The organism is Sphingomonas sp. Leaf23 (assembly GCF_001421585.1).
GTDB lineage: Bacteria > Pseudomonadota > Alphaproteobacteria > Sphingomonadales > Sphingomonadaceae > Sphingomonas.
Window position 1 is genome coordinate 291,538 of sequence record NZ_LMKR01000001.1, and the last position, 23,226, is coordinate 314,763.

31 protein-coding genes are annotated in these 23,226 nt (G+C 65.1%); 6 read left to right on the plus strand and 25 right to left on the minus strand.

From position 1 onward, the window contains the following. Positions 1-99: 99 nt before the first annotated feature. The 8 genes from ASE67_RS01390 to ASE67_RS01420 form a co-directional block, all read right to left on the minus strand. Positions 100-1,239 (minus strand): tyrosine-type recombinase/integrase, encoded by a 1,140-nt coding sequence (locus tag ASE67_RS01390; RefSeq protein WP_055756112.1) that lies wholly within the window; start codon positions 1,237-1,239, stop codon positions 100-102. Beyond that, complete coding sequence (locus tag ASE67_RS01395; protein ID WP_055756113.1) at positions 1,229-1,417, minus strand: hypothetical protein; 189 nt, start codon at positions 1,415-1,417, stop codon at positions 1,229-1,231. The genes ASE67_RS01390 and ASE67_RS01395 overlap by 11 nt, the downstream gene beginning before the upstream one ends. Then, a complete protein-coding gene (locus tag ASE67_RS01400) occupies positions 1,414-1,611 on the minus strand; it encodes a hypothetical protein (protein ID WP_055756115.1) in 198 nt (65 codons plus the stop codon). The genes ASE67_RS01395 and ASE67_RS01400 overlap by 4 nt, the downstream gene beginning before the upstream one ends. After that, positions 1,611-1,742, minus strand: coding sequence for a hypothetical protein (locus ASE67_RS18700; protein ID WP_268795341.1), 132 nt, complete (start codon positions 1,740-1,742; stop codon positions 1,611-1,613). Before ASE67_RS18700 ends, ASE67_RS01400 begins: the two co-directional genes overlap by 1 nt. Beyond that, a complete protein-coding gene (locus ASE67_RS01405; RefSeq protein WP_055756118.1) occupies positions 1,739-2,197 on the minus strand; it encodes a hypothetical protein in 459 nt (152 codons plus the stop codon). Before ASE67_RS01405 ends, ASE67_RS18700 begins: the two co-directional genes overlap by 4 nt. A gap of 112 nt (positions 2,198-2,309) precedes the next feature. After that, the gene (locus ASE67_RS01410) at positions 2,310-2,633 is read right to left on the minus strand and encodes an ogr/Delta-like zinc finger family protein (RefSeq protein WP_055756119.1); all 324 of its coding nucleotides are present in this window, start codon (positions 2,631-2,633) and stop codon (positions 2,310-2,312) included. Next, on the minus strand, positions 2,630-3,151 hold the full coding sequence (locus ASE67_RS18420; protein ID WP_200922140.1) for a hypothetical protein: 522 nt from the start codon (positions 3,149-3,151) through the stop codon (positions 2,630-2,632). Before ASE67_RS18420 ends, ASE67_RS01410 begins: the two co-directional genes overlap by 4 nt. Before the next feature lie 198 nt (positions 3,152-3,349). Beyond that, positions 3,350-3,634, minus strand: a complete 285-nt coding sequence (locus ASE67_RS01420; protein ID WP_055756123.1) for a hypothetical protein — start codon at positions 3,632-3,634, stop codon at positions 3,350-3,352. 151 nt (positions 3,635-3,785) lie between these two features. On the opposite strand from ASE67_RS01420, the gene ASE67_RS01425 reads away from it, so the two are divergent. The 4 genes from ASE67_RS01425 (at position 3,786) to ASE67_RS17595 (ending at position 6,980) form a co-directional block, all read left to right on the plus strand. Further along, on the plus strand, positions 3,786-4,271 hold the full coding sequence (locus ASE67_RS01425) for a hypothetical protein (RefSeq protein ID WP_055756125.1): 486 nt from the start codon (positions 3,786-3,788) through the stop codon (positions 4,269-4,271). A gap of 664 nt (positions 4,272-4,935) precedes the next feature. Beyond that, positions 4,936-5,364 (plus strand): hypothetical protein, encoded by a 429-nt coding sequence (locus ASE67_RS01430; RefSeq protein ID WP_156348449.1) that lies wholly within the window; start codon positions 4,936-4,938, stop codon positions 5,362-5,364. Beyond that, the gene (locus ASE67_RS18815) at positions 5,352-5,840 is read left to right on the plus strand and encodes an ImmA/IrrE family metallo-endopeptidase (protein WP_082456880.1); all 489 of its coding nucleotides are present in this window, start codon (positions 5,352-5,354) and stop codon (positions 5,838-5,840) included. Before ASE67_RS01430 ends, ASE67_RS18815 begins: the two co-directional genes overlap by 13 nt. Positions 5,841-5,864: 24 nt before the next feature. Continuing rightward, entirely contained in the window at positions 5,865-6,980 is a 1,116-nt protein-coding gene (locus tag ASE67_RS17595) for a beta family protein (RefSeq protein WP_162236324.1), read from the plus strand. Here ASE67_RS17595 and ASE67_RS17995 read toward each other — a convergent pair. From ASE67_RS17995 to ASE67_RS01445, 3 genes are all read right to left on the minus strand, one after another. Beyond that, on the minus strand, positions 6,972-7,769 hold the full coding sequence (locus ASE67_RS17995; protein ID WP_156348450.1) for a sce7726 family protein: 798 nt from the start codon (positions 7,767-7,769) through the stop codon (positions 6,972-6,974). The two genes, ASE67_RS17595 and ASE67_RS17995, sit on opposite strands and share 9 nt — an antisense overlap. A gap of 153 nt (positions 7,770-7,922) precedes the next feature. Continuing rightward, positions 7,923-8,546, minus strand: a complete 624-nt coding sequence (locus tag ASE67_RS01440) for an SOS response-associated peptidase family protein (protein ID WP_055756131.1) — start codon at positions 8,544-8,546, stop codon at positions 7,923-7,925. 59 nt (positions 8,547-8,605) lie between these two features. Beyond that, complete coding sequence (locus tag ASE67_RS01445; RefSeq protein WP_055756133.1) at positions 8,606-9,952, minus strand: methyl-accepting chemotaxis protein; 1,347 nt, start codon at positions 9,950-9,952, stop codon at positions 8,606-8,608. Positions 9,953-10,226: 274 nt separating this feature from the next. Here ASE67_RS01445 and ASE67_RS01450 point away from each other — a divergent pair, with 274 nt between their 5' ends. Beyond that, positions 10,227-10,430 (plus strand): hypothetical protein, encoded by a 204-nt coding sequence (locus ASE67_RS01450; protein WP_055756135.1) that lies wholly within the window; start codon positions 10,227-10,229, stop codon positions 10,428-10,430. A gap of 23 nt (positions 10,431-10,453) precedes the next feature. Continuing rightward, positions 10,454-10,723 carry a helix-turn-helix domain-containing protein gene (locus ASE67_RS01455; RefSeq protein ID WP_055756136.1) on the plus strand — a complete coding sequence of 90 codons (270 nt, stop codon included), beginning with the start codon at positions 10,454-10,456 and terminating at the stop codon, positions 10,721-10,723. Between the two features lie 168 nt (positions 10,724-10,891). Here the strand turns inward: ASE67_RS01455 and ASE67_RS01460 are convergent, their stop codons facing one another. The 14 genes from ASE67_RS01460 to ASE67_RS01520 form a co-directional block, all read right to left on the minus strand. Continuing rightward, positions 10,892-11,923, minus strand: coding sequence for a contractile injection system protein, VgrG/Pvc8 family (locus ASE67_RS01460; RefSeq protein ID WP_055756138.1), 1,032 nt, complete (start codon positions 11,921-11,923; stop codon positions 10,892-10,894). Beyond that, positions 11,920-12,291 (minus strand): phage tail protein, encoded by a 372-nt coding sequence (locus tag ASE67_RS01465; RefSeq protein WP_327196653.1) that lies wholly within the window; start codon positions 12,289-12,291, stop codon positions 11,920-11,922. The genes ASE67_RS01460 and ASE67_RS01465 overlap by 4 nt, the downstream gene beginning before the upstream one ends. Positions 12,292-12,296: 5 nt before the next feature. Next, complete coding sequence (locus tag ASE67_RS01470) at positions 12,297-14,948, minus strand: phage tail tape measure protein (protein ID WP_055756142.1); 2,652 nt, start codon at positions 14,946-14,948, stop codon at positions 12,297-12,299. Position 14,949: 1 nt separating this feature from the next. Continuing rightward, positions 14,950-15,075 carry a GpE family phage tail protein gene (locus ASE67_RS18000; protein ID WP_156348451.1) on the minus strand — a complete coding sequence of 42 codons (126 nt, stop codon included), beginning with the start codon at positions 15,073-15,075 and terminating at the stop codon, positions 14,950-14,952. 8 nt (positions 15,076-15,083) lie between these two features. Further along, positions 15,084-15,398: a phage tail assembly protein gene (locus ASE67_RS01475; protein WP_055756143.1), complete on the minus strand. Its 315-nt coding sequence runs from the start codon at positions 15,396-15,398 to the stop codon at positions 15,084-15,086. 57 nt (positions 15,399-15,455) lie between these two features. Beyond that, entirely contained in the window at positions 15,456-15,965 is a 510-nt protein-coding gene (locus ASE67_RS01480; protein WP_055756144.1) for a phage major tail tube protein, read from the minus strand. 38 nt (positions 15,966-16,003) lie between these two features. Beyond that, positions 16,004-17,191 carry a phage tail sheath subtilisin-like domain-containing protein gene (locus ASE67_RS01485; RefSeq protein ID WP_055756146.1) on the minus strand — a complete coding sequence of 396 codons (1,188 nt, stop codon included), beginning with the start codon at positions 17,189-17,191 and terminating at the stop codon, positions 16,004-16,006. 10 nt (positions 17,192-17,201) lie between these two features. After that, positions 17,202-17,555 carry a GPW/gp25 family protein gene (locus ASE67_RS01490; RefSeq protein WP_082456882.1) on the minus strand — a complete coding sequence of 118 codons (354 nt, stop codon included), beginning with the start codon at positions 17,553-17,555 and terminating at the stop codon, positions 17,202-17,204. Beyond that, positions 17,552-18,076, minus strand: a complete 525-nt coding sequence (locus ASE67_RS01495; protein ID WP_055756148.1) for a phage baseplate assembly protein V — start codon at positions 18,074-18,076, stop codon at positions 17,552-17,554. Before ASE67_RS01495 ends, ASE67_RS01490 begins: the two co-directional genes overlap by 4 nt. Before the next feature lie 85 nt (positions 18,077-18,161). Next, complete coding sequence (locus ASE67_RS01500) at positions 18,162-18,944, minus strand: hypothetical protein (RefSeq protein WP_055756150.1); 783 nt, start codon at positions 18,942-18,944, stop codon at positions 18,162-18,164. Positions 18,945-18,954: 10 nt separating this feature from the next. Further along, positions 18,955-20,562 carry an SGNH/GDSL hydrolase family protein gene (locus ASE67_RS01505; RefSeq protein ID WP_055756152.1) on the minus strand — a complete coding sequence of 536 codons (1,608 nt, stop codon included), beginning with the start codon at positions 20,560-20,562 and terminating at the stop codon, positions 18,955-18,957. 1 nt (position 20,563) lies between these two features. Then, on the minus strand, positions 20,564-21,631 hold the full coding sequence (locus ASE67_RS01510) for a gp53-like domain-containing protein (protein WP_055756154.1): 1,068 nt from the start codon (positions 21,629-21,631) through the stop codon (positions 20,564-20,566). Then, positions 21,628-22,275, minus strand: coding sequence for a phage tail protein I (locus tag ASE67_RS01515; RefSeq protein ID WP_055756156.1), 648 nt, complete (start codon positions 22,273-22,275; stop codon positions 21,628-21,630). Before ASE67_RS01515 ends, ASE67_RS01510 begins: the two co-directional genes overlap by 4 nt. Beyond that, complete coding sequence (locus ASE67_RS01520) at positions 22,259-23,152, minus strand: baseplate assembly protein (protein WP_055756158.1); 894 nt, start codon at positions 23,150-23,152, stop codon at positions 22,259-22,261. Before ASE67_RS01520 ends, ASE67_RS01515 begins: the two co-directional genes overlap by 17 nt. Positions 23,153-23,226: the final 74 nt, after the last annotated feature.

Genomic DNA, 23,226 nt, shown 5'->3' on the forward strand with positions numbered 1-23,226 from the left:
CCATGGCAGGCAAGACGTTGTAAAGCCTGCGCTTTCCTTATTTTCGATATGATGGTTTGGTTGAAGCGGACACGCCGGTTTGCGGTGTGGTTTGCAAAATCATCCGTCGTCGGGTCGTTTTTCGGCTCGCGTCGTGGGCTTCCGCTGGTTGGTGCGGGCCTTTTTCGCGCTCGATTCGAGCTTGCCCACAGCAGCCTTTGCCATGCGGACGTCGCGATTGAGGTAGTGCCGGTCGAGGATGTCGTTGACGTCGCGGAGTGAGTGACCTGTCAGGGTCGCGATTTCCGGCGGGCTGGCCCCTGCCAGGGCGAGGCGCGTGACGACGGTGCCGCGCAAATCGTGGAAGGTAAGCCCTGCGATCCCGACATCGGCACAGGCCCGACCCCAAGACGTCTTGAAGCCATCGCGCGTCCACGGCTTTCCGCGCGACGTTAGCAGGATATGGCGTGCATCCGCCCGGTGCAGCCCGGACATCGTCGCGCGGCGTGCCCTCTCGGCGTCCAGCGCCTCGCGAAGCGGCTTGGCGACAGGGATGACGACGCGGGTCGCATTGTCGGTGTCGCCCCGCCTTACCGACTTGCCTTGGGTCAGGCGGATATAGTCGCCATCATACTGCGCCCAGGTCAGCGTAAGCAGATCGCCCTGACGTTGGCCTGTCCACAGCGCCAGGCGCAGGACCAAGTGCAGATGGGCAGGCGCCTTGGCGTAGAAGGCGGCTTCGTCCTGGTCAGTCCATACCGACGACATGCGCTTCGCTCGATAGGTCACGCCGCCTGCCTTGCATGGATTGAGCGGCGCCAGACCGCGATCCACGGCCCATGACAGAATGCGCGCCAATACGGCGAAGCCGTAGTCGGCCTGACGGCGCGATTTCAGCGATCGGCGGTCACGCCATGCGAGGAATTCGCCACGTGACCGGGGATCGGTCAGTGCCGCAATCGGGAAGTCGCCGAATTCGGCATCGATGATCTTGATGTGCCGCCGGTAGTCATACTGGGTAGCTGCGGCGAGAGCCATGAAATCGGATGAATCGATAAAGGCGTCGCAGAGCGAGCGAAGGACATCGACAGGCGCGGCAATACGGGCGCTCACCGCGCGATTGAAGGCATCGACGAATTCCGGCGTCCCGAATTTTTCGGTGATCTGGGGGCCACCGCGCCACGCGTAATAATACCGTTTGATGCTGCCATCGGCGAGGCGTTTGCGTGTGGTCGTCAGGCCCTTCAGCTTAACCCGCATGATTCTGCTTCCATCGATCGAAGGGGTTTCCCGGCCGGTGGGACGGCTGATCGTGGAAGATCACGATTTTGCCATCCGGGGTGATCTCGGTTCGCGAGACGGGCACGCCGCCGGCCAACGCGCCGCGTACGGCGCGGGTAACGTCGATCTGCTTGAACTGGGCTTTTGCGCGCTTCATGCGGCTTGCTCACCGAGATCGGCGCAGATCATCTTCCAGAGCTGATGCGGGCGGGCGCGGGACGTGCCTTCGGCGATGGCGAAGGCGGGGAAGGTGCCGCCGTCGGCGATGTGATCGGCGAGGCGATCCATCGCGGCGACCACGCGCTGAGCGCGCCATCCGCCCCGCCGTGGCTTTGCGGGCGCGGCGGGCATCAACGTGCCCCCTTTGCGTCGGCGATCGTCTTGGCGATCAGGATCGGCACGAACAGCAGCGCGATCGCGACGGACAGGACGAGGCCGGCGATGCGCAGCGCACGGGCCTTTCGGGAGGTCGGCGCGGTCACAGGCCGTCCCCGGCGGGATCGCAGCGCTCGCAGCTGGTGCGCGTCGCCCAGCGTGCCGCGTCGTGATCGTGGGCCGAGGTGCCGCAGCCGCGACAAACGCGCGGGTGGCGTTCGGGCGGGCACTGGGCGAGCTGCCAGTACACGTCGACGTCGAACGGCAGTACGGCGGCAAGCGATGCGATCGTGCGGCGGCGGCGCGCGACCGCGCCGGGCAGCTCGATCGCGCGCAGGATCAGCACCATCGCCGTGACGAGCTTCGGTACCGTATCGCCGGGGCGGCGCTTCGCGGTGCTGACGTAGAGCGCGGCCATGCGCTGGGCGAGGTCATGTTCCGACAGCTTGGCGGCGCGGCGACGCAGGCGGATATAGTCGCTGGCGGTCATCGGCTTGGGATCGGCGATGCGGCGCAGGGGCGGGCGGGACTTGGCAACGGGGAAGTCGTGATTGAGGTACATCGGGCGTCTCCGGTTCAGGCAAGGCGGGGGCGGTCCCGGCGGCGGGGGTGAAGCCGCCGGGTCACGCGATCAGGGAAAGGGTCGGGGAACGCGGCGCGCGGGCCGCGCAGGCTCAGCCGCTCATGTCGGTGGCCGCCGGGGTCAGCGGGCCGGGATCATTCGCGGGCGAACGGGTATCGTCGTTGGCCGGCACCGGCGCGCGGCGCGGCCCGAGGTTCGGGTTGCCACGCGGCAGGTGGATGCCGGCGCGCGGACAGGCGCTGGGCACGATGGTTCGCACGATCGCCAGCTCGACCACGAAGGTATGGCCGCAGGCGATGTTGTCGCAGCGATAATCCGCCTCACGCACCAGCGGCGCGATCTGTTCGGATCGACGGATGATCGCCCGCGTGCCGCAATGCGGACACGGGACGAGCGGCGGACGTTGCTTCTTCACTGGGCACCCCCCGGCTTCCCCGGCACGGCGCCGGGGAGAAAGCGTTTGACCAGGCGGCGCAGGCCCTTCAGCCGCGTCTCTGCCTGATCCAGTTCGATATCGGCGGTCAGCGCCTGATTGGGCGAAAAGCCCGGCACCGCCAGCATCGTGGCCGCGCCGATCGCCTCGCCCCATTCGCGCGACGCCTCGGCAAGGTTCGTGGCGAGCGCGGCATGACACGCGGTCAGGTCGTTGAAGCGCAGGTCGAGCTGCGCGCCATACGCCTCGTACAGCGGCGCGCCTTCGCCCCCGGCGGCGCGATAGGCCGCGTCGAGCGCCACCGCCTGCGCCCAGCTGGGGCAGCTCGGCGTCGCCTCATCGCTCCAGTCGCGCACGCAGCGTTCGGAGCGGCGCGCGACCGTGGCGGCGGCATCGAACCCGCCAAGCCGCGCGGCGATGCGTAGCACGGCATGGCTGCTGGTGTTGGGGGTACGCGGGCGGGTCATCGGGCGGTGCCCCGGCACTGTGCGCTGTCCCATGGCGGCGCGCGGCGATCGCAGGCCGGATTGTCCGGCGCGCCCGGCGTACAAGCGGCCACCAGCAGCAGCGCGATCGCGCGGCCTGCCCATGCGATGGAAAGGGCGCGGCGATTGCAGACGACCACCGCCGCGCCAGTTGCTACGTCGCCGGGGAGGTCGGCACTCGACGCAGGAGAAAGGGGGAGAGGCATAGCCCGGTCAGCCGCGCGCATCGGGCGCGCTCGACAGACGCACCGGCGACCCGCCGCCGCGCTGGGCAATGTCGTCCAGCTCGCCTTCCTTCAGGTCGAGCAGGACGGCGATGCGGTGCGACTGGCCGCGCGCGCAGCGGCGCGTGCCGGACAGCACCGAATAGACCAGTTTCGGCGCGAAGCCGTGGCGGCGCGCCCAGTCGCCGATGCCGTCGCCCACGGCGGACAGCCGGGCACGAGCGGCGGCGACCCGGTCACGATCAATGACAGGGGAGACAGACCCGGTTGGCATGTGCAATGCCTCGTAATTGCAGAATGTAGCAGAACGATTCGTTGAAAACCGATGAGTCGTCAATAGGGAATCGACATAACCAATGGGTTATGGTGAACGTTTAGCGTCTGAGCGACGTCGGCTGGGTAAGACGCAGAGCGAATTTGCTGCGTTGGTCGGCACCGACAGCCAAAAGCAGAGCCTCTATGAGACGTCGAAACGCGAGTTGCGGGGCGACTATCTCAGCGCGATCGCGGCCGTTGGCGTCGACGTTCTGTTCGTTTTGACCGGCAACCACCAAACCGGTGGTATGCTCGATGCGGCTGAGGCGGATATTCTCCAGAGCTTTCGCGCCCTCCCATTCAACGGGCAGTGCGCATTGCGCTACGTCGCGGGGGCGATGCAGGGCGGCAAGGCCACCAGTGTCGACGGCATGATCGCCCTGCCTAGTGAAGATGCGTTGGCGCGCATGTTTGAAGCAATGCTTCTGCCGCTCGATCTGGGCGACGCTCTCTCAGATACCGCACGAACGTTCGCTCAGCAGCTTCCAGCCTCAATCGACGCTGCCGGACCCGGTCGTCCGCCTCAGGACCCGACGCCAACCCCCGTTCCCGACAAGCCGTCTCCAAAGCCCGCCACGCCTCGTCGCGCGTCCTAGCGAGGACGGCGCACATCACCTCACACTGGGGACAAGCCAACTCGCACCCAGGCGCAGACCGAAAGATGGGCCGGTTCATGCAACTGCTTCATTCGTTCTCATAATGTTCCGTTTGAAGCGCTCAAACCTTGTAGGAAAGCGCTTTCAACCCGATCAGGCCCAAACAACATCCGAATTGGATCGGATGCGACAATCAGGCTCGACACAGCCTTGAGTAGACGACATATTTTTTCAAACTGTGACCTTGGGGAAGGTCGCTTACCGTGGGGCAGGGCGGATGAAAATCCCGAGGTGGCTATACATTCTTGTGATGGGAAAGGAGCCGCCATCGATTCCCTTAACGTCGGAGCAAGTGCTTACCGAAAGGCAAGCCTCCATACGACGGATGGCCGAACGAAACCGGCGTCCGCCTTCTCCTCCTCCGCCTGTATCTTTCGAAACAGCAGAAAAACCTCGGCGAAGGGCGAGGATTCGGCCGGGAACGTCGGGTCCTAGCGCACGCTTCACATACACGAATTCCAAAGGTGAAGTGACAACCCGCGAGATTCGGAACTGGGTCAGTGAGGCTGATTACGTGACGGGTGACTGCCAATTGAGAGGGGTGGAGCTCACTTTCAATAAACGGCGAATTGACGATTGGGACCCATCATGAGGCTTGTCGATTATGCGTTGGGTTAAACGCGGCATTGTCATTGGCAATGTTGCAATGTTCGTGCTGCTGCTCATCCTGCTGGACGCTCAGGGTGCATCTCTCATCAAGCCAGGTGCGTGGGAGTATAAAGACCTCATCGCAGTCCTATTAAGTGTTGTCTCCCTTATCGTTACCTTTATTGGTTTCATCGTCGCCGTGGCAGCGATCCTCGGCTATCAAACCCTAAGAAGCATGGCTGAGAAGCTCGCCATTGAAACTTCACAGTCTGGTAGTCAAACTTACCTAACGTCGGAAGATTTTAAGCGAACCGTAGATGCGGCAATCGCGGTTGCGATGGAGGCGAGAGCAAGAGACGCCGTACAGGACGTTCTTGGCACCTCGGTCCTCGGGGCGAATGTCGCTCCCGAACACCAAACACGAGATGAAGAATGGCGCGACTAAGCATATCAAAGCTACCACCGTACGCAGCGGAAGCCATCACACGGCATCAGGCCGTTGCTCCGGTAAAGGTGGGCGCAATTGCGGCTGATCTGGGAGTGAAGGTTCTCATCAGCGATCTGCCGCTGGCGGTTTCCGGTATGTTAACGCTTGACCCGTCCGATCGAAAAACGTGGACTATTAAAGTAAATAGGCACGAGCACCGAAATAGGCAGCGGTTTACAATTGCCCACGAGATTGCTCATTTTGTACTTCACAGAGATGTTATTGGGAATGAGCTCGTAGACGACACATTTTACCGTAGTGGGTTGTCAGAACGGCGAGAGTATGAGGCCAACGCGTTAGCTGCAGAAATACTCATGCCGTGGCCATTACTAACCCGGTTAATGCAGAACGGAGAAACGGATGTTGAGAAGCTAGCTATCGCGCTTCAAGTGTCGACGGCTGCTCTCAATATTCGATTGGGTGTGCTTACATAACAAAAAGCGTTGGGGGAGGGCCGCTTGCCTATTGCGAATTACTTTCCAAGCCTCACAATTCGGCAAAGTGAATGCGAGGCTTTGCGTCGGCTTGCCGAACCAACGAAGGACGCAATTTTCCCAATCGCTCGCGTTCAGTGCTGGCCCCATCCGAAGGCTGGGCAGGGTGGTCCGGTCGAACGGTCAATCGATCATCTGTCAGAGGCGTTCGGGGCGCGTCCTATCGGTCTCGATTTGGCGGCTGTTTTGCCATCGCCGGCTAAAGTCTACAGCGACAAAAAGCGCGAGGATTGGGCGCTTCTAGGTAGGAGCGAGGTCGCCGCACTTCATCGTTCGGCCAACGGGTTCAGCTCTTGGTGCGAGTTGATTGAGCAAGATCAGCGCTGGGTACCGGTCGTCCAGTGGACCGACGAAGCTATCAATCTCCAATCTCAGGTGCTTCGATTAGCTTCTCTAGGCAGGGGCATAATCTTCCGTTTTCGAAGAACGAGAGGATGGAATTTGGCCCAGGCGTCTGCCTTGAGTGCGATGCCGTTGGGAGATGTGCCGATACTCATGGTTTATGATTACGAGCAAATTAGCCGTAACGATGATCTAACCGCGATTGGCCTCGGCATACAGGGCGGAATTCTAGCAACCAAATCATTGATAAACGGCGGGAACAGAACCCACGTTTTCAAGGCTTCCAGTTTTCCGGATCAATTTACGGTGACAGGCGAAGAGTATGCTTGCTTGGCAATTCGAGAACGAATGCTGTTCCAAATGCTTAGTACTAGCCCAACTCTTACAAACGCCGGTATAGATTTGCATTATGGCGATCATGCCGCAGTTTTTGCCTCTGATCGGGAGCCTGCGTTTCGGGGGGTTCCCCGCGTTGACTATCCTCTACATGGCGAATGGATTTACCATCGTCGGCGCGAAGGTTTTGCAGATGCGGCCCTTCGCGTCCGAAATGATCCAAAGTGGGACGACACCAATTTGTGCTGGGGGGCGCAGAGGATTCGTGAGGCTGCTGCAGGTAACATGAAGGGCCTGAATGCCGCCAACAAATGGACGACAATTCGTTTAAATATACACATGCATACGCAAGCAACGGCGTCTGCGAGCTCAACCAATAATGATGAACCTTGGTCAGATTAAGTTCTGTGTTAGTCCCAGAAGTTGCGTAATTTCAGCCGGAACCGGTCCAAAAGATTTGCCAACGTATTGGTAAATCTCCGCATCAATCGCAGCGGTCGTCATCGGAGGTGCTACTCCAGTGGCCTCAGTCGGTTTGCGGTTCGATCGGTCCCATTTTTTTAGATGTACTAAATCGGCAGATCTGATGGTGCGGTTTTTCGTCGCCTTCAAAAGCGCTGCCGTCGTCAGTCTATATCTATCTATGACGAATGCCAGGGTTGCCGCGCGGATGGCCTCGGTTGGTAGAGCTGCGGCTTCCCGTACGAGATCAGCTCTCCGGCGGTTGCGAGAAGATTGTAAAAGCCGCGAATTAATAGCATCCGCGGGCAGTAACGATAGCATCGCAACAGCGTCATATGACGGTGACGGCTTTGCTGCTCGAAGCAGTTTAACCTCGTTCCCAAAAAAAGGGCATGGCAACTGAAGCAGTCCAACATGTTCAGGCAGCAGCGGATATGCTACGTCCACATGCTTTTTCGTCAGCGCAACAGTTACAAAATTAGCGTGTAACGAGTAGGCTTCAATTTGCCTCTCTAGCCTATGAAGCGTATCCCGTTCAGTCTTAATCTCAAAAAAATGCAAACCGTCGTCGTTAGCAAGAACGACGTCCGCACGATTTGCATACCGGTTTATATTGAATTCTGTCGCAACAGCTGATTTCCTTGGAATACAGCCGTTGGAACGAAGGAAATCTATAAGCGCTGCTTTGGCTTTTGGCTCAGCAGCTTCGTTCTTACTAAACGGGGTCACAGCGGATGCCTAACGACAGATGCGTAGCCAAAGCGGCATTCCTCATCTGGCGGCAGTAAAACAGCGCGCGTCGTATCACAAGCCATGTGAGCACCGGTACATGAGACTTGGCGCTCATGGTGCCCTCGGTACGCATACTCCCTCTGCAACTGTTTAGGAACGCGTGGGAAACGCTGGTCCCCGGACAGCCATACCAGCCGATTTAAATGGTCGCTGCAGCGTGACGACCTCGTCATAGCTACCCCGCAACCAGGTGTCGCAATCCTCGGGCCGCAGGATGGTAATCATCGCCTTCGGATGGATCGGCGCGACCAGTTCGTTCGGATCGCAGGTGACCATGGTGAAGCCGTTGCCCTCGGCCGTCGCCTGCCAGAAGCCGGCCACGGCAAAGGTCGGCTGATCGGTCACGCTGAACCACATCTCGCCCTTCAGTGGCGGCTTGCCGTCGTCCAGGTCGTGCTTGTCCGGCGTCCATTCGCAAAACTCGGTCAGCGGGATCAGGCAGCGGTTCGCCGGGTCCGCCGCCAGCTTGCGCCACTGCGGCAGCTTCAGGTTGCGGACATTGGTCATCGGCCAGGCCGCCTGACCGCCCAGCACGTCCCACGCCATCACGTCCCACGCGCGTTCGCCATCCTGTTCGCGGATGACATAGGCGCGCCCCTTCGGCCGCAGCTCCTTCGGGTTGAACCGGTTGTCGCGGGGGCGTTCGGAAAACAGCTTCTTCGCCGATCCGAACAGGGTGGTGGGTTCGCCGTCAAAGCGCGCTCGATTGCACATGCCGCCCAAGATAGGCGCCGCGGCGTGCGCTAACCAGTCAGGGCGAACGCGATGGCCGATCAGGCAACCCGACCCCGCTGAAAATCGACATAGATCGGGGCGTTACCGGCACCGGCGGCGTGGACCGGATCGCGGGACAGGTTGAAGCGTCCGACCTGCGCCGCCAGCTGATCGGCATGGGCGGCCAGCGTGCGCGCGGCGGCGGTCACCTGTTCGACCATCGCCGCGTTGCGCTGTGTCACGCCGTCCATTTCCGACACGGCGGCATTGACCTGTTGCAAGCCGCTGGCCTGTTGCCCGGACGTTTCGGCAATACCGTGGACCAGCGTGCTGACTTCGCCGATGCGGCCGACGATCCGCGTCAACGCATCGCCGGTTTCGTTGACCAGAGCGACGCCGGTGCTGACCTGTTCGCCCGACGCGGTAATGCGCATCTTTACGTCACGGGCGGCGTCGGCCGATCGCTGGGCGAGGGCGCGGACCTCGCTGGCGACGACGGCAAAGCCCTTGCCCGCGTCGCCCGCCCGAGCGGCCTCCACGCCGGCGTTCAGCGCCAGCAGGTTCGTTTGAAACGCGATACCGTCGATCACGCTGATGATCTCACCGATTTCGTTCGACGCGCGTTCGATGGCGTCCATCGCGTCGATCGCGCGGTTGACGACGGCGCCGGACTGTTCCGCTTCGTCGCGGGCCAGCGCGACGATCGTCTTTGCCTGTGCCGCGCCGGTCGCCGACTGGCGGACCATGGCGGTGATCTCGTCCATCGCGGCGGCGGTTTCCTCCAAGCTGGCGGCCTGCTGCTCGGTACGTTGCGACAGGTCGTCGGACGCGCGGCTGATGTCGAACGCGCCGCCATGAATGTTCTCGCTGACGGCGGTGACCGCGTTCAGCGCTTCGGCCACCGCCGCCATCGCGCGATTATAGTCCTGGCGCAGTCGATCGGTTTCTCCGGGGAAATCGGTGTCGATGCGATAGCTGAGGTCGTTGCCGGCCAACCGGTCGAGCCCTTCACCCAGCGACACGACGACGAGCTGCTGCGCGTCGGAGGCGGAAGCGAGCCGCACGCCATTGTCGCGGAACGTCACCATCGCGCGGGACATGCGGCCAACGCAGTCGCGATATTCGGAAAAGCGGATCGGTTCGGCGAACTCGCCCGCCGCCAGCGCCTCCATCCGGACGACGGTGCTGACGTAGGGATCGCAGATGAGCTTGCGCGCGATCAGCAGGAGCGCACAGATCGAAACCTGCGCAGCGAGGGCGGTGGAAATCATCGCCGTCGCGCCGTTCGGAGCGCTGCCCCACAGGATCGCGGCGGCAAGCGGCATCGATGCGAGCGCGCTCGCCAACAGCGTCAGAGCGACAAACTTTTGGCGAATGGGGGCATCGGCCTTGAACCAGCGGACCATGAGGCTCTTCCTGTAAAATCGTATAAATTGCGCAACCCAACTGTGCTCATTTCGACAACGAAACCTTAATGCTCGCGCTTTCGGCGTCGTTTTTTTGGAATTGCGTACTCTTGCGGACGAAGCCGGCCAGTTCCTTCAATGCAAGTGACTTGGCGGTTTTGCGGAATTTGCGTGATCGGCGCCACAGCGGTGATCCCTTGCGGAATGTTCTCGTATTGTTCTACTTTTGCGATCCGCCGCCTGGACGGCGATTCGAGTGAAAGGGAGCGAAGGGATGCATCACGATCCCCAGATGCGGGCCGCCGCGCGCGCGGTGTACGACGCCTGCTATCCATCGGACGACTGGGCCCGCCTGGGCTTCGAGGACGCCGAACGCCATCGCACGGTTGAATATCGTCAATCCGTCGACGCCGCCCGCCAGGTCCGCTCCGTCCTGGCGTCGCCCGGCGAGCAGCTGGCGCTGGACGCGCTATTGTAATGCGACGGAAGGGAGAGCGGCCGTTGCCGGTCTATCTGGACAGCTGGTCGGACAGCCACCCCGTGGCGCGCAGCATCGCGACGGGCACCTGGTGGTTTCAGGCGTGGCTGACGCAAAAGGCGACGCCGATAGATCGATTGTCGCGGGTAACCGGCATCCCGCAGCAGCGGTTGCTGACGCTATGCCAGCGGGATCGTGTTTCGCTGGCCGAAATCGACGCGCTGGCGCGGGCCTGGTGTGTCAGCGCGGGGGATTTGAAGGCGTCGATCCCGGCCGAGCTTGTCGTCGAATGAGCGACGACGCGAATGCGAGTCGCCGGTTCGTTACTGAGGCATTGAAGCGGTATGGCGAGGAACGGCGGAAGGCGAAGGCGGATGACATGCGCGGCAAACACTGCCCGATACAACGACCGATGTTCGATGCCTGGCCAAAGCCGAAGGGTTGAAATTGCGAAGCGGCGGTCAGGCGCTTTCGAGTTTCAGGCCGGTCACGAAGCCCCGGTCGCCGAGGGTGTGGGTGACCTCTGCCAGTACCCAGCGCTGGGCATCGATTGCCGCCTTGAAGCCCGAGACGGTGATCGGCGTCTCGGGCTTTAGGTCGGGGCGGCCTAGTGCCAGCGATAGGGACAGGGTGCGGGGCTGGCGGGCGGCGCGGCCGGCCTCTGCCTTCGCCGCAGCGCGGGCGTCAGCCTCGCTGGCATAGGTGCGGGATAGCTTGCGCGCGCCCTCCGCCTTGCCGGCGGTGACGGTCTTCTTCTTCGCCGAGGCCCGGTCGTGCCAATCGGCCGACACGCCGGTCGCTTCCTCCTGCTTCTGCACCTGGTAATCGTGCCGATCGCCATCGCGGCGGCGGACGGTGATCGTCTGCAGCGCCTTGCCCGAGACGGTCGCGCGGTCGGCGATCGGCTTCAGGATCAGATTGCCGTCCTTGATCGTGGCGACGGCGTCGTGATCGCGCCCTAGGCGGCGCAGGAAGGCCAGATCGCTTTCCCGGCTCTGTGCTTTGGCTATGACCGCGATCGAGGCCAGAGCGGCGGCGCAGCGGGGCTGGAGGCCATGCGCACTGGCGACGTCGGCGACGATCGCGCCCAGCGTCGTGCCGTGCCAGCTGCGCTCCCGCCGGATGCGCATCGCACCGGTGAAGTCGGCGGCGCGGGCGCGGATGGTGATCTGATCGGGCGGGCCGCTGTGGCTGACGTCATCGACGATGTAGGTGCCCATGTCGACCAGTCCGACCGTGACGTCGGGCCCCGCGCGCCAGCCCAGCGACACGCGGATAGTCGCGCCGGTCGGGGGAAGGTCGACGCCGCCGTCGCTGTCGTCGATGACCAGATCGAGCTGGTCGGCGTCGCTGCCCCGCTTGTCGGTGAGGCCAAGCGAGATGAGCCGGGTACGGGGGCGATCGGCAGCGCGCTGGCCGGGGCGGGATTCGCGCAGGAGGGGCGTGATGTCGCGGCCATTCACCTCGACACGATAGTCGGGGAAATTGCTCATGCGTCGACCCGGAGCAGCTCGATCGAGAAGTCGATCGCGCGCGGGGTCCCGTCGGGGAAGAGCGCGCGATGCTTTTCGTCGAGCGTCTGGATGATGAAAGCGCCGAAGACGGTGCCTGCGCCATCGACCAGCGGCCATGCCTGTCCGGTGCCGGCCATGTCGCGCAGCTGGTCGAGGCAGGCGCGGCCGTCGGCCAGCTCGGCATGGGCCATGCCGCCGATGCTGACCGTTTCTTCGCCAGGCCCGACATATTGGGTGGCGTCGCGTGCGCCGACGCGCGGCGAGGTCGCATGCCGCCAAGCGGTGCGACGGGACAGGTCGTCGTGGGCGAGGGTGGGGAGTGAGAAGGGGAAAAGCCCCAAGCTCATCAGCATCAGACTTCCCAATCCGGAAGGTCGGCGAAGGACGAATAGGAGGCGGCGCGGTCCTCACGGTCGATGTCATCGATCGCCTTGCGCACCGCCTCGGCAATGTCCTGCGGATCGCCGCCGCCGGCATTGATCGTGATATTGTAGGTCCGGGCCGATGGCGCGCCGCCGGCCGGGCCGGGGGCGGTGCCGGGCGGTGGTAGGCCGGCCGCCAGCGACGGGGTGGCCGCGCCGAGCGCCATCGCGCCGCCCAGCTCGCGCGACAGGCGAGTGATGCGGTCGAGCGGCCCGCCGGAGCCGCGATCGATGCCACGCTCCAGCCCCTGCATCATGAAGCCACCGAAGCCCATGAAGACGCGGGAGGGCGAGCGGATACCCAGCTTCGATTTGAACCACGCGGCGGCGCTGCCAGCGGCGCTGACGATCGTCGACTTCAGCGCGCCGAGCATTCCGGTGATGCCGGCGATGAGGCCGGAGATCAGCATCCGGCCGAAGTCGGAGAATTTGGCGGGCAGCTGGATACCGAAATAGCCCAGCACCGGCTGAAGGACGCTGTAGAAGATTCCGAGGGGCGTCCACCCGGCGATCGTCGCGCTGATGTTGGCGATGCTGCTGCTGAAGAAGCCCTTGATGCCGGTCCATAGATTGCCGAACCACGCAACGACCCCATCCCAATTCTGGTACAGTTTGTAGGCGCCGTAGGCGAGCAGGGCGACGGCCGCGACGATGCCCAGAATAATCCACGTCACGGGATTGGCGAGCAGGACCAAGCCGGCCCGCGCGATCGTGAAGGCGAGCGAGATAAATGCCTTCCCCAGCATGGGGATGAAGCGGATCGGGTAGAGCAGGCCCTTGCCGATCGTCATCATCGACGCGCCAAATTTTATGCCCAGCGCGGTCGAGGCGAACGACAGTGCCGCGAAGGGTGCCATCAGCGCGGCGATCACGATCGCGCCAGCTGCGAACAGGGCAAAAAGGCCGGCGGCGCCTGCCGCGATGTAAAGGATGCCCTTCGCGAGGCCGGGATTTTCTCGCGCCCAGGCCCGCATCCGCCCGGCCAGACCGGCGGTGTACTGGGCGGCGGCCTTCACATGGGGCAGCAGCTGCTGCCCCAATTCGAGGTTCACCGCCTGCAGGCCATTGGCGGCCAGATCGGTGGCCCCTTTCGTCGTATTGATGCGCGACAGGAATTCACCCATCATCGATCCGGAATATTGCCCCCGGTCCCCGACCAGCTGGAGGCGCTCCTTCAGCGCGTCGAGATTGGTCAGTAGCGGCGCAATGGCGCCGACCGATTCGGTGCCGAAAAGCTCGCTGAGGCTGGCGGCCTGCTGGTCCTTCGGCAGCTTGCGGATACGCTCCAGCACGTCGACGATCGTACCGCTGCCATTGACCTGCATCGCCTTCGACAGCTTGACCGCATCCAGGCCCAGCGCTTTCATCGCGGTCTGCTGGCTCTTGGTCGCGGATGTACCCTTATTCAATGTCAGCAGGATCGCCTTGATGCCGGTCGCGGCGACGTCCTCCTCGATACCGATGGAATTGAGCGACGACGCCATGGCCGCGATCTGTGGCGCGGCAACGCCGGCGACGTCGCCCAGCGCACCGACGCGGGTGATGACGCCCGATACGGCACCCGCCTGGCCGCCGAAGCGGTTGGTCAAGGCGTTGATGCGGTCGCCCAGTGCTACAACCTGCGGCTGCGTCATGGTGAACGCCTGTCGCCACTTCGCCATGGTGCTGCCGGCGTCTTCGGCCGACATGTCGAAGGCGATGCCCATGCGCGCGGCATCGGCGGTGAAGGCGATCAGCTCCTTGCGGCGCTGGGCGAGGGTGGCCCCATTCTTGGCGGCCCCGACGCCCGCCGCGCCGGCGGCGGCGGTGATTTGCGAAAGCTCGGTCGCGGTCATGGGAATTTGCGTCGACAGATCAATGATGCTCCCGCGCATCAGGTCGATCTGGCCGGCGGCAAGGCCGGTGACCTTGGCCACACCGGCCATGCCCTCCTCAAGATCCATGGCGACCTTGGTCGACGCGACCAGCGGCGCGGCGGTGGCGACGGCTGTAGCGCCGGCGGCCATGCCGGCCCCGGCGATGTTGGTGGCGGTCGCGGAGGTGCGGCTGAAGCGGTCCCGCGCATCGCCCAACCGACGTTCGCGGTTGCTCGCCCGTTCGAGCGTGCGGGATTGATCCTCCATCACCCGCGTCGTCTCGGCCGCCCGGCGGGCAAGGTCGGTCTCGTAGCGGGTCAGGTCACGCGTATTCGCGCCGGCGGCCTGCAGGGCGGTGCGCAGCTCGCGCAGCTGGGCGGTGTCGTGACGGTGGCTGTCGGCCAGCTGCTCGGCGGTGCGGGTCGCCTGGGCAAAGTCGCGCTGCAGCGCGCGGGTCGGCTTGGCGGTCTGCGCGATCTCGCGACCGAGCGCGGCGACGCGCTGCTCGGCCTCGCGGACGGCGGTGGCCGACTGTCGCATCCCGGCGCGCAGGGTCGTGAAGCTGTTCAGCTGGCCCTGCGCGTCATCGATCCGGCGCAGCTCTTCGCGAGTGCCTTTCAGCGCTACTGCTGCCGCGCGTGATCCGCCGGCAATGCTGCGTAGCGGCTTGCTGAGCCGATCGGCCTGGTCGAAAAGCACACGCAGACGCAGGTCGCGATCGGCCATCCTATTTTTCCTTCTTGGGCGCGCGCTCGACGGCGAGGCGGTGCCAGTCCATCAGCTCGGGCAGCGACATGGCGGACATCGCCTGCAGGTCGGGCTGTCCGCGCAGGATCAGCCAGATGTCCGCCATGATCGGCTCTACGCGTCCTGGTAGACCGGCTGTTTCGCGGCCGTCGGCAGCAAAAAATCGAGCACCTCTCCGGCGAAAGCGGTGAAGTCGGCCGGGTCCATCGCGAAGACATGCGCTTTGTGGAGGATGGGGCTGGTGATGCGCGGTGCGAGCGTTTCGAGCGCATTGTAATCGCCCTGGATCAAGGCATTGACCTGCAGACCGCGCAGCTCGCCGGCGCCTGGCTTGCGGACGGTGATCTTGTCGCCGGCCTTGTGGACGGTATCGGTGCCGACCACGATGTCATTTTCGAGAGTCAGGCCGCGGATCTTGGTGTCGGTCATGGATCAGGCTTTCGTAAAAGAGGCAGGGGCCTCGGCGTGCGGCCGGGGCGCGGGGGATCACAAGCGGCCGAGGGCGGTGCGGTGGGCTTCCATGATGTCGATGCCGCCGTAGCGCTCAACCATGCCAAGCACGTCGATGTAGACCAGCTCGACGCCATCGCGGTGGAGCGAGTAGAAGGCGACGGCGGTCTTGCCCTTCATTTCGGTATCCTCGCCGGACTTGAATTCGCCCATGTCGATTTCTTCGTGGCGACCGCCGATCACGGCGACCCAGCTGTGGACCGCGCCGGTGCGATCGTCCTGCGTCGTGGCGACGAAGCGCAGCTGCTGCCCTTCGATCGACATCGCGCCAAAGCCGCCGATCAAGGCGGCGACGAAGCCGCCGACGACCCATTCGGCCTCCATCGCCTCCGCGCCCATGTCGACCTTCACCGGTCGGTTCATGCCGCCGCCGCGAAAGTCTTCGAACTTTCGGCCGATCTTGGGGAGGGTGACCGACGTCATTTCGTCGACCCAGCGGCCGTCGATAAAGAGGTCGGCCTGCTTCAGTTTTTCAGGGAATGCCATGGGGATACTCCGGGGAAAGGGTCAGGGCGCGGCTGCGGTCAGGCGGCGGCGGCGAGCGTCGCGAAATTCGCGAGGAATTCGTCTGTGACTTCCTGCGACAGGTGCAGGTGTTCCAGCGGCGGGACCGGCGTGTATTTGTACCGGATCGCCAGCTTGCCCGCCTTCAGCTCGCTGACTGGATTGCGGGTCGGGTCGAACCATGCTTCCGCGCCGAGGATCTCGCCCGCATGCGTCATCGCCCGGAATTTGGCATTGCACAGGGCGACGATGTCTTGCGCCAGCGAGGGGGTCAGCGGCTTGTCGATCGCCCAGATCAGGCCGGCGGCGATGGTGTCGGCGACGACATGCGCGGTGCGGGTTGCACTTTCGAAATAGAAGTCGGCATCGGTGGCGCAGGTACGCGACCCCCAGAAGCGCAGCTCGCCGGCGAGGCGGACGATCGTGGTGATTTCGTCGGCGTTCAGGCGATTGGCGTCGGCGTCGGGATCCTGCAGGTCGAAGGGCACATCAGCGGTAATGCCGATGACGCCGGGGATGGCGACGTTCGACAGCGTCTTGTGCCAACCCTGCGTCTGGTCGATCAACGCGCGCATGCCGGCGGCGTGGGCGGCGGCGAAGCTGGGCACGACCGCGCCGGTGGCGTCGGTAACCTTCATGTCGGGATAGAGCAGCATCAGCTCGCGGCTGTCGAAACCGCCGCGATAGGTGGCGAGGGTGGCGAGATCGGTGCCGAGCGCGCGGGCATAGGCCATCGACCGGAGCTTGCCGGCGATCACCGCCAGCGCGTTGGTGACGGTGACGCTTTCGAGGCCGGGGGTAGCGAGGATGCGCGGGCGGATGCCGGTCTGCGCCTCGGCGGCCAGCAGCGCCTGCATGCCGGTGCGGACGCCGGCGTTGGTTGCGCCGATCACGGCGGCGGCGGTCCCCGCAGCGTCTGCGCCGGGCGCGACGCGCACGACGATGACGGGCGTGCGGACCTTCGACGCGATCGCCTCCAACGCCGTCCGGCCGGTACCGGTCGCGCCGATCTTCGCCAGCGCCGTGGTCATGTCGATGTGACCCGGCGTCTCATCGATCAGCACCGGCTTGTCGAGCGGGAAAGCGGCGGCGTCGGCGGCGGGCGCGGTCACGACCAGGCCGATGCAGGCGGTGGCGATCGTCGCGATGATGCGCGACGTCGTTTTCGATTCGGTGACGGTGATACCGTGGTGGAAGGCGGTGGCCATGAGGATCCTTTCAGGCGCGGGCGGGGCGAAGGGTGGTGGTGAAGTCGACCGGCGCGGGCCGTGGGCCGTCGAGGCGGGTGCCAATGATGCGCAGCTCGGCCGCGCCGGCGCCGGTGACGTCGAACAGGATCCGTTGCGCGCGGATGCGCGGTTCCTGGCGCAACAGGGCGAGCGCGCCGGCGGCGATGACGGCGAGACGCGTGGCGGCGTTCAGGGGCTGGTCGATCAGCTCGGGGATATGCGAGCCGAAGTCGCGGCGGCCGACGCGGGTGCCGATCGGCGTGCCGAGGATCATGCCGACCGACTGGCGCAGATGGTTTGTGCCTTCGCAAACGGCTCCGGTGTGGCGGTCCATGCCGATCATTGCGGCGCGCCCGACACGCCCTGCCCTGGCTGAACCAAGGAGTGCTTGTGCGACTTCAGGCTCTTTCCGTCGGCGATCACGTCGACATTGGAGGTGATCTTTCCGGTGACTTCGAGATCCGCGTCAATGCGGACCTTGCCTGGCGCGACCTGGAAACGGGTGCCGTCGCCCAGCGCGATCATCGCCTCGCCGTTGGCCGGGTCGTAGCCGATCCAGCAGCCGTCATCGAACTTCGCATGGAAGCTATCGTCAGCGGCCGGCGCGGGATGGGCGTCGGAGAAGAGGCCGGGCAGCACGATTGCGCGACCAATATCGCCCTCGCCACACAGGACCAGCACCTGTTCGCCGATCGAAGGCGGCGACCAGATCGTCGCGGATCCAGCACGGCCGGCGAGCCATGGGATGTCCGGCGTCTCGATGTCACCGATCGCAACGCGGCACAGCGCACCGGCGCGCGCGACCACGACGCCTTCGCGGATCAGGTCGCCGATGAGACGGGTGATGTCGACAGGCTGGGTCACGCTGCGACCATGCGCGTGCGCCGGGTCAGGTCACGGGGGCGGCAATGGTAGAGTGCGTCTCTACCATTGCCGGGGCAGGTCCGTGTCAGGCGGCGACGCCCATGGAGGCGAGATTGGCGCGCGCTTCGAGATAGGCGGCGAGCAACTCTGCGTCGGTCAGGTAGCGCGACCAGATCAGGCACATGGCGTGCTGAACGCGTTCGCGGAAGTCGCCGCCGGCGGCAACGGCGTTGGAATTTCCGACGACGATGCCATACGTTGGATTTGGCCGATCCGCAGATAGCACCGCCTCCGCGTGATTGATGAGCGCGCCCCCCTTGTACTCGTCCATGGTGATCCGCGATCCGGCAAGAAGCCCGAAAATGCGGGAGGCGATTCCCCGGATCGCAGTGAACGGCGCGGCGGGGGTGAATCGGGCATCGGAGGCGTTGCCATTGGGCGTCGCTCCGATTGAAAGTACCCCATTGATCACGCTGGTGGTCATAGTGAGTCGCCCAGCCTCGGCGACCGTTGCGCCGTGAAAAATATGCTTTGGGGTCGGGACTTGCGTCAGATCCGGCGCGTCGCTTCCGGCCACGGCGGCGAACAGCAAGATCGTCTGCACGGGCATGCCGATCAGACCGGTGGCGAGTCCGGCACCATTCCCCAGCTCGACCCTATGATCGCCATAGACCGGCGGAACGGCGGCGCCGGTCAGCACCTCGGTGGCGAGCGTGGCGTTGGGCGTGGCGCTGTTTTCGCGCGACTGGATCAGATCCTGACCGAAGAGATACTCACCGACCAGACCGGCGCGATTGGTGGTCAGGTAGATGTCGCGGGGCAGGACGGAGCCGGCGAAGGCGGCATCGGGGGCGTAGACGGCGACCATGGGAATCCTTTCAGGCGAAGAGCAATTCGGCCGCAGCCCCGCCCAGCACATTCGCCCCACGGCGATTGACGTGGACAAGGTCGGCCTGGAACAGGGGGTTCTTGGCGCTGCCGTAGCCGTAGTCGGCATAGGTCGCGCCGAAGCGCGGCTGCGCATCGAGCAAAGCGACATGCAGGTCAGGGCCGACCTTCGTCCGGATGCGGTCGGCATAAGCGGCCATGCGTTCGGGCACGTCGGTTCGCGGTGCCTGGGGCCGGATGATCCATCCGACCGACAGTCCGGCCGCAAGCGCGCGCAGCGCGCCGATTAAGGTACGCGCGCGGGCTTCGAAGGTGTCGGGCGGCACGTCGCCCACTTCGTCGTTGCCGGCAAGCCCGACCAGCGCGGCATCGACGCCGCCGAGGCGGGCGAGGGTCGCGCGCCATACTGCCTGATCGAGGCCGAGATACGTGGCGGTCGCATACCCGCCGATCGCGGCATTGTGCACAACGATGCCGCTCGATGCCCGGAAGACCGGGCCGGCAAGGCGGGTGGTGCCCGTCGTCTTCAGCGTCAGCGTAAATCCCCGACCCGGTGGGGCAGGCAGATCGACAAAGCCCGGTGCCGCGCCGACGTCGACCGTCGTTTCCGCCCCGCCGTTGTAGGCGTAGGTGATGGGATCGCCGCCGCCATGCAGGAGACGCACGGTGGCGATCGTCGCGCTACCGTCATAGGTCAGCGCTACGGTCACCCCCGCCGCATTGGCCAGCAGGCCCATGCCAGTCGGCGACCAGGCCACCCCGGCGGTTTCGGTCCATCCGGCCGAGCGTGTCATGACGATCTGATCGCGGGTCGCACCGGCGTCGGTACCGGTGCCGGTCGCCAGTGCGACGAAGCCGGGGCCGCCATAGCCATAGCGGCGGTACAGCGCGCGACAGAGCGGCACATTCGCACCGCCCCAGCTCTCACGCCACTGGCTGTCACCGAGCAGCAGCAGCGAGAAGCCGACGCCCGGCGTGCGCTCGATAAGGTCGGGCGCGGCCGCGCGCACCGTCAGCATGGCGTCGAGGCGGTTGATCGATGTGCGGGCAGGGGCCGCAATGCTGCCGAGCAGCCCGTCTTTCGTCCACACGCTCCCGTCATTGCCGATCGCGAAGCCCGGCCGGCCATAGGCATTGCGCACGACAAAGGCGAAGCCGTTTTTGGACGCACCGCCGCTGATCGCGCCTTGCCGGTCGACGCCGAAGCCGACCCGGCCATAGGCATTGGTCACGCGGAAGGCCCAGCGCCCTTTCCCGGCGGGACCGGTCAGGCGCTGCGCGTGCAGACTGCCGTCCCCCGCCAATCCAGCGCGCGCGCGGCCGTAGCGGTCGACCACGGCATAGGCAAAGCGGCGGGTCATGCCGGCGTAAAATTGATCGGAGGCGATGACCATGCGGCGCGCGGCGCCGCGCGCGTCGCCGGCCGCCGCCGCCGCCTGTGCCGCCGCCAGATCGGCGCGGTCGATCGACGGCTTGGCCGCCGCATCGACAAGGCCGCCGATCGCGGCGCCTTTGGTCGTGCCATCCGGCGTGACGACCGGCACGCGCTCGCGGCCGGTCGGCGCCGTCAGATCGGGGAGCTGTGAAATCTTGCTCATGTCAGTGTCCGATCGCGGTCCAGTCAAAGCCCGACAGGCCGCCATTGGCGTCGTCGGACTGGTACTGGACGGTGAAGCCGAAGCGGGTGGGGTCGCCGGCGAGCTGGCAGAAATAGTCGTCGCTCGGGTTGGGCGAGGTGATGAAGGGGGTGAGGCTGACGTTGAAACATTCGGCCGGGAACGGCGGGTCGAAGACGATCGCGACCGTCACTTCGCTATTGGCGCGGGCACGGTGCTTGCCCCATTTGTCGACCCGCCCGCCGGGGAGGGTGTACGAACCGGTCGGTGCGATCACATTTCCGAGATCGCCAAAGCTGGCCGGAGTGACAGCGACATTGCCGGCCGTGGCAAAGCGGAGCTGATCGGCGGTCGCCGGGGGCACGGTGACCGTCATGTCGGTGGCGAGCGTCTGGCCGCCAATTGCAAGGCCGCTGGTGCTGATGCGGCGGGTGAGCGGCACGAGCAATGCCACGGCGCTGGCGAGTGATGCGCGGACGCCTGCGATGGCCGCGTCGATGTTCGTCGTCAGCGCGGCGAGCCGACCGGCCAGTGTCGCCGGGGTGATCGCGCGCAGTGGGTCGGTGCCGGTGGTCACCTCCGCCGGCGTCGCCAGCTCGATCACGCCGGCCAGCGTCTCGGTCGCCGGCGGCTGCAAAAAATTGGTGTCGCCGAAGGTCAGCGAGGTCGCGGTGCCTGTCGGAAAGACCAGGTCGATCGCGATATGCATGGTGGAGCGCGCCGATTTTTCGAAGATCGGTTCGGCCTGTCCATAGGTCGCGAAGAGGGTGCCGTCGGCGAGGAAGAGCCCAAGGCCGCGCACCTCGTAGCGCAGCTCGGCGGCGTCGCGCACGACCAGGTGCACCGTGTCGGCGCTGCTGGCGACGCCCGAAATGGTGGCGACCCGGCGGAATTCACCGGGGAGCGCGGTCAGCGTCGGCGCGGCGACGAACGCCGCGGCGGTCAGCGCGACCGACGAAATCGTCATGTCGATGTCCTCGCCGAGCTGCGCGGCCACGAAGCGCTGCAGCCCCGTTTTGGTGATGACGAGGGACAGGGAAGGGGTGGTCATGGCGCGGTATCCAGAAAAGTGCCGTCGTCTTGCTGGAGCGGCTCGCCATCCTCGGTCTGGAGCAGCGTCACCCAAGGCTGGGACTGGTCATCGGTGAAGGTCAGGCCGATGCGGGTGTCGCCGAGAATCCGCGCGACCGACTGGACACCGGCGCGGCCGGCAACGGCGAGCTGCTGGACCAGCGTGCCCTGGCTACGCGCCGGTTTGACGCGGGCGACGTCGCGCAGGATGGCGTCGGCAAAGGCGGCACGCGACCGGGGACCGCCCTCGGCACCGATCGGCAAGCGGATTTCGAAGGTGTGCGGTGTGCCGCGCGGCGTGGTCTGGTGCCACTCGACCAGCTCCAGCAGATCATCGAAGTCGGCAAGGACCGCGTCAACTGATGCGGGCGTGCCCTTGCGCCGCTGGGCGGTGATGGCGTCGGCGACGGCAGCCCGCTTGGTCGCTTCACTCCAGTCGGCCTCCCAGCGATCGACCGACAGGTGCCATGCGAGGAAGGGCAGCACGGATGCGTCGATCTGGGCCGGGTGCATCAGCGTCGCGACGGGCGTGTCGATCGCGGTGACGCGCGACAGCGCCGATTCGACGGCGCGCTCGAAGGCGGTCGCGTTGGGTGGCAACAGGCTGTCAGGCGTATCCGGCATGGATCACCTGAATGGCGGTGCAGTGCGCCGCCTTCGTGCTATCGGGTACGATATCAACCCAGCCCGGCAGCTCGACGCGCTCGACGCCGGCGACCTGTAGCGCGCCCTCGATGCCGCTGCGGCGGATCGCGCGGCCGAGCTTGCGGCTCTCGGCGACATAGGCGTCGAGCGTGGCGCGGCCGGTCGACAGGACCAGCGCGGCGTCGGGACCGGAGAAGGTCCACACACGGGCGTCGATCGCGAAGGGCAGGATGGTGGCGGACTGTACGGTGACTGCGTCGGTCAGCGGTCGCACGTCGCGGCGGTTCACGATCGCGCGGACCTTGTCGAGCAGCGCCTGCGAGGCGGTGCCGTCCCCCTTGGCCGACAGGATCGTCACGAGAACTTCGCCGGGGGCTGGATTGACGACGCTGGCGTCGGCGACGTCGCCATCGGCGCGACGCGCAAAGGCGACATAGGCCAGATCGGGACCGGCGACCGAGAAGCTCTCGGGTGCGAGGACGATGCGCTGGCGGAAGGCTTCGTCGCCTTCCATTACGGCGGCGGTGCCGGTGGTGACGTTGGCCGGGGTCAGGACCAGGCGGGGCAGGCCGACCAGCGCGCCGAGGTGGTCAAGATGCGCGCCGGTCGCGAAGGCCAGGAGCAGCTGGCGCGCGCTGTCGTTGAATTCGGCGCGCAGCAGCAGTTCGCGATACGCGACGATCTGGACCAGCATGACCACGGGGTCGCTGTCGATCGTGGCATCGAAGGCGGGATAGGCCGCCTGCATCGCCGCGACGATGTCGGCGACGATCGCTTCAAAGCCCGGCTGCGCCACCAGCATGGGCGGCGGCAGGCGCGACAGGTCGACGGGGGTGGAGGCGGTGGCAAGGTCCATCGCCGGCCATGTCGGCGGCGGGTGGCAGCATCGGCTAGGGTGCGGCAATGGTAGAGACGCACTCTACCATTGCC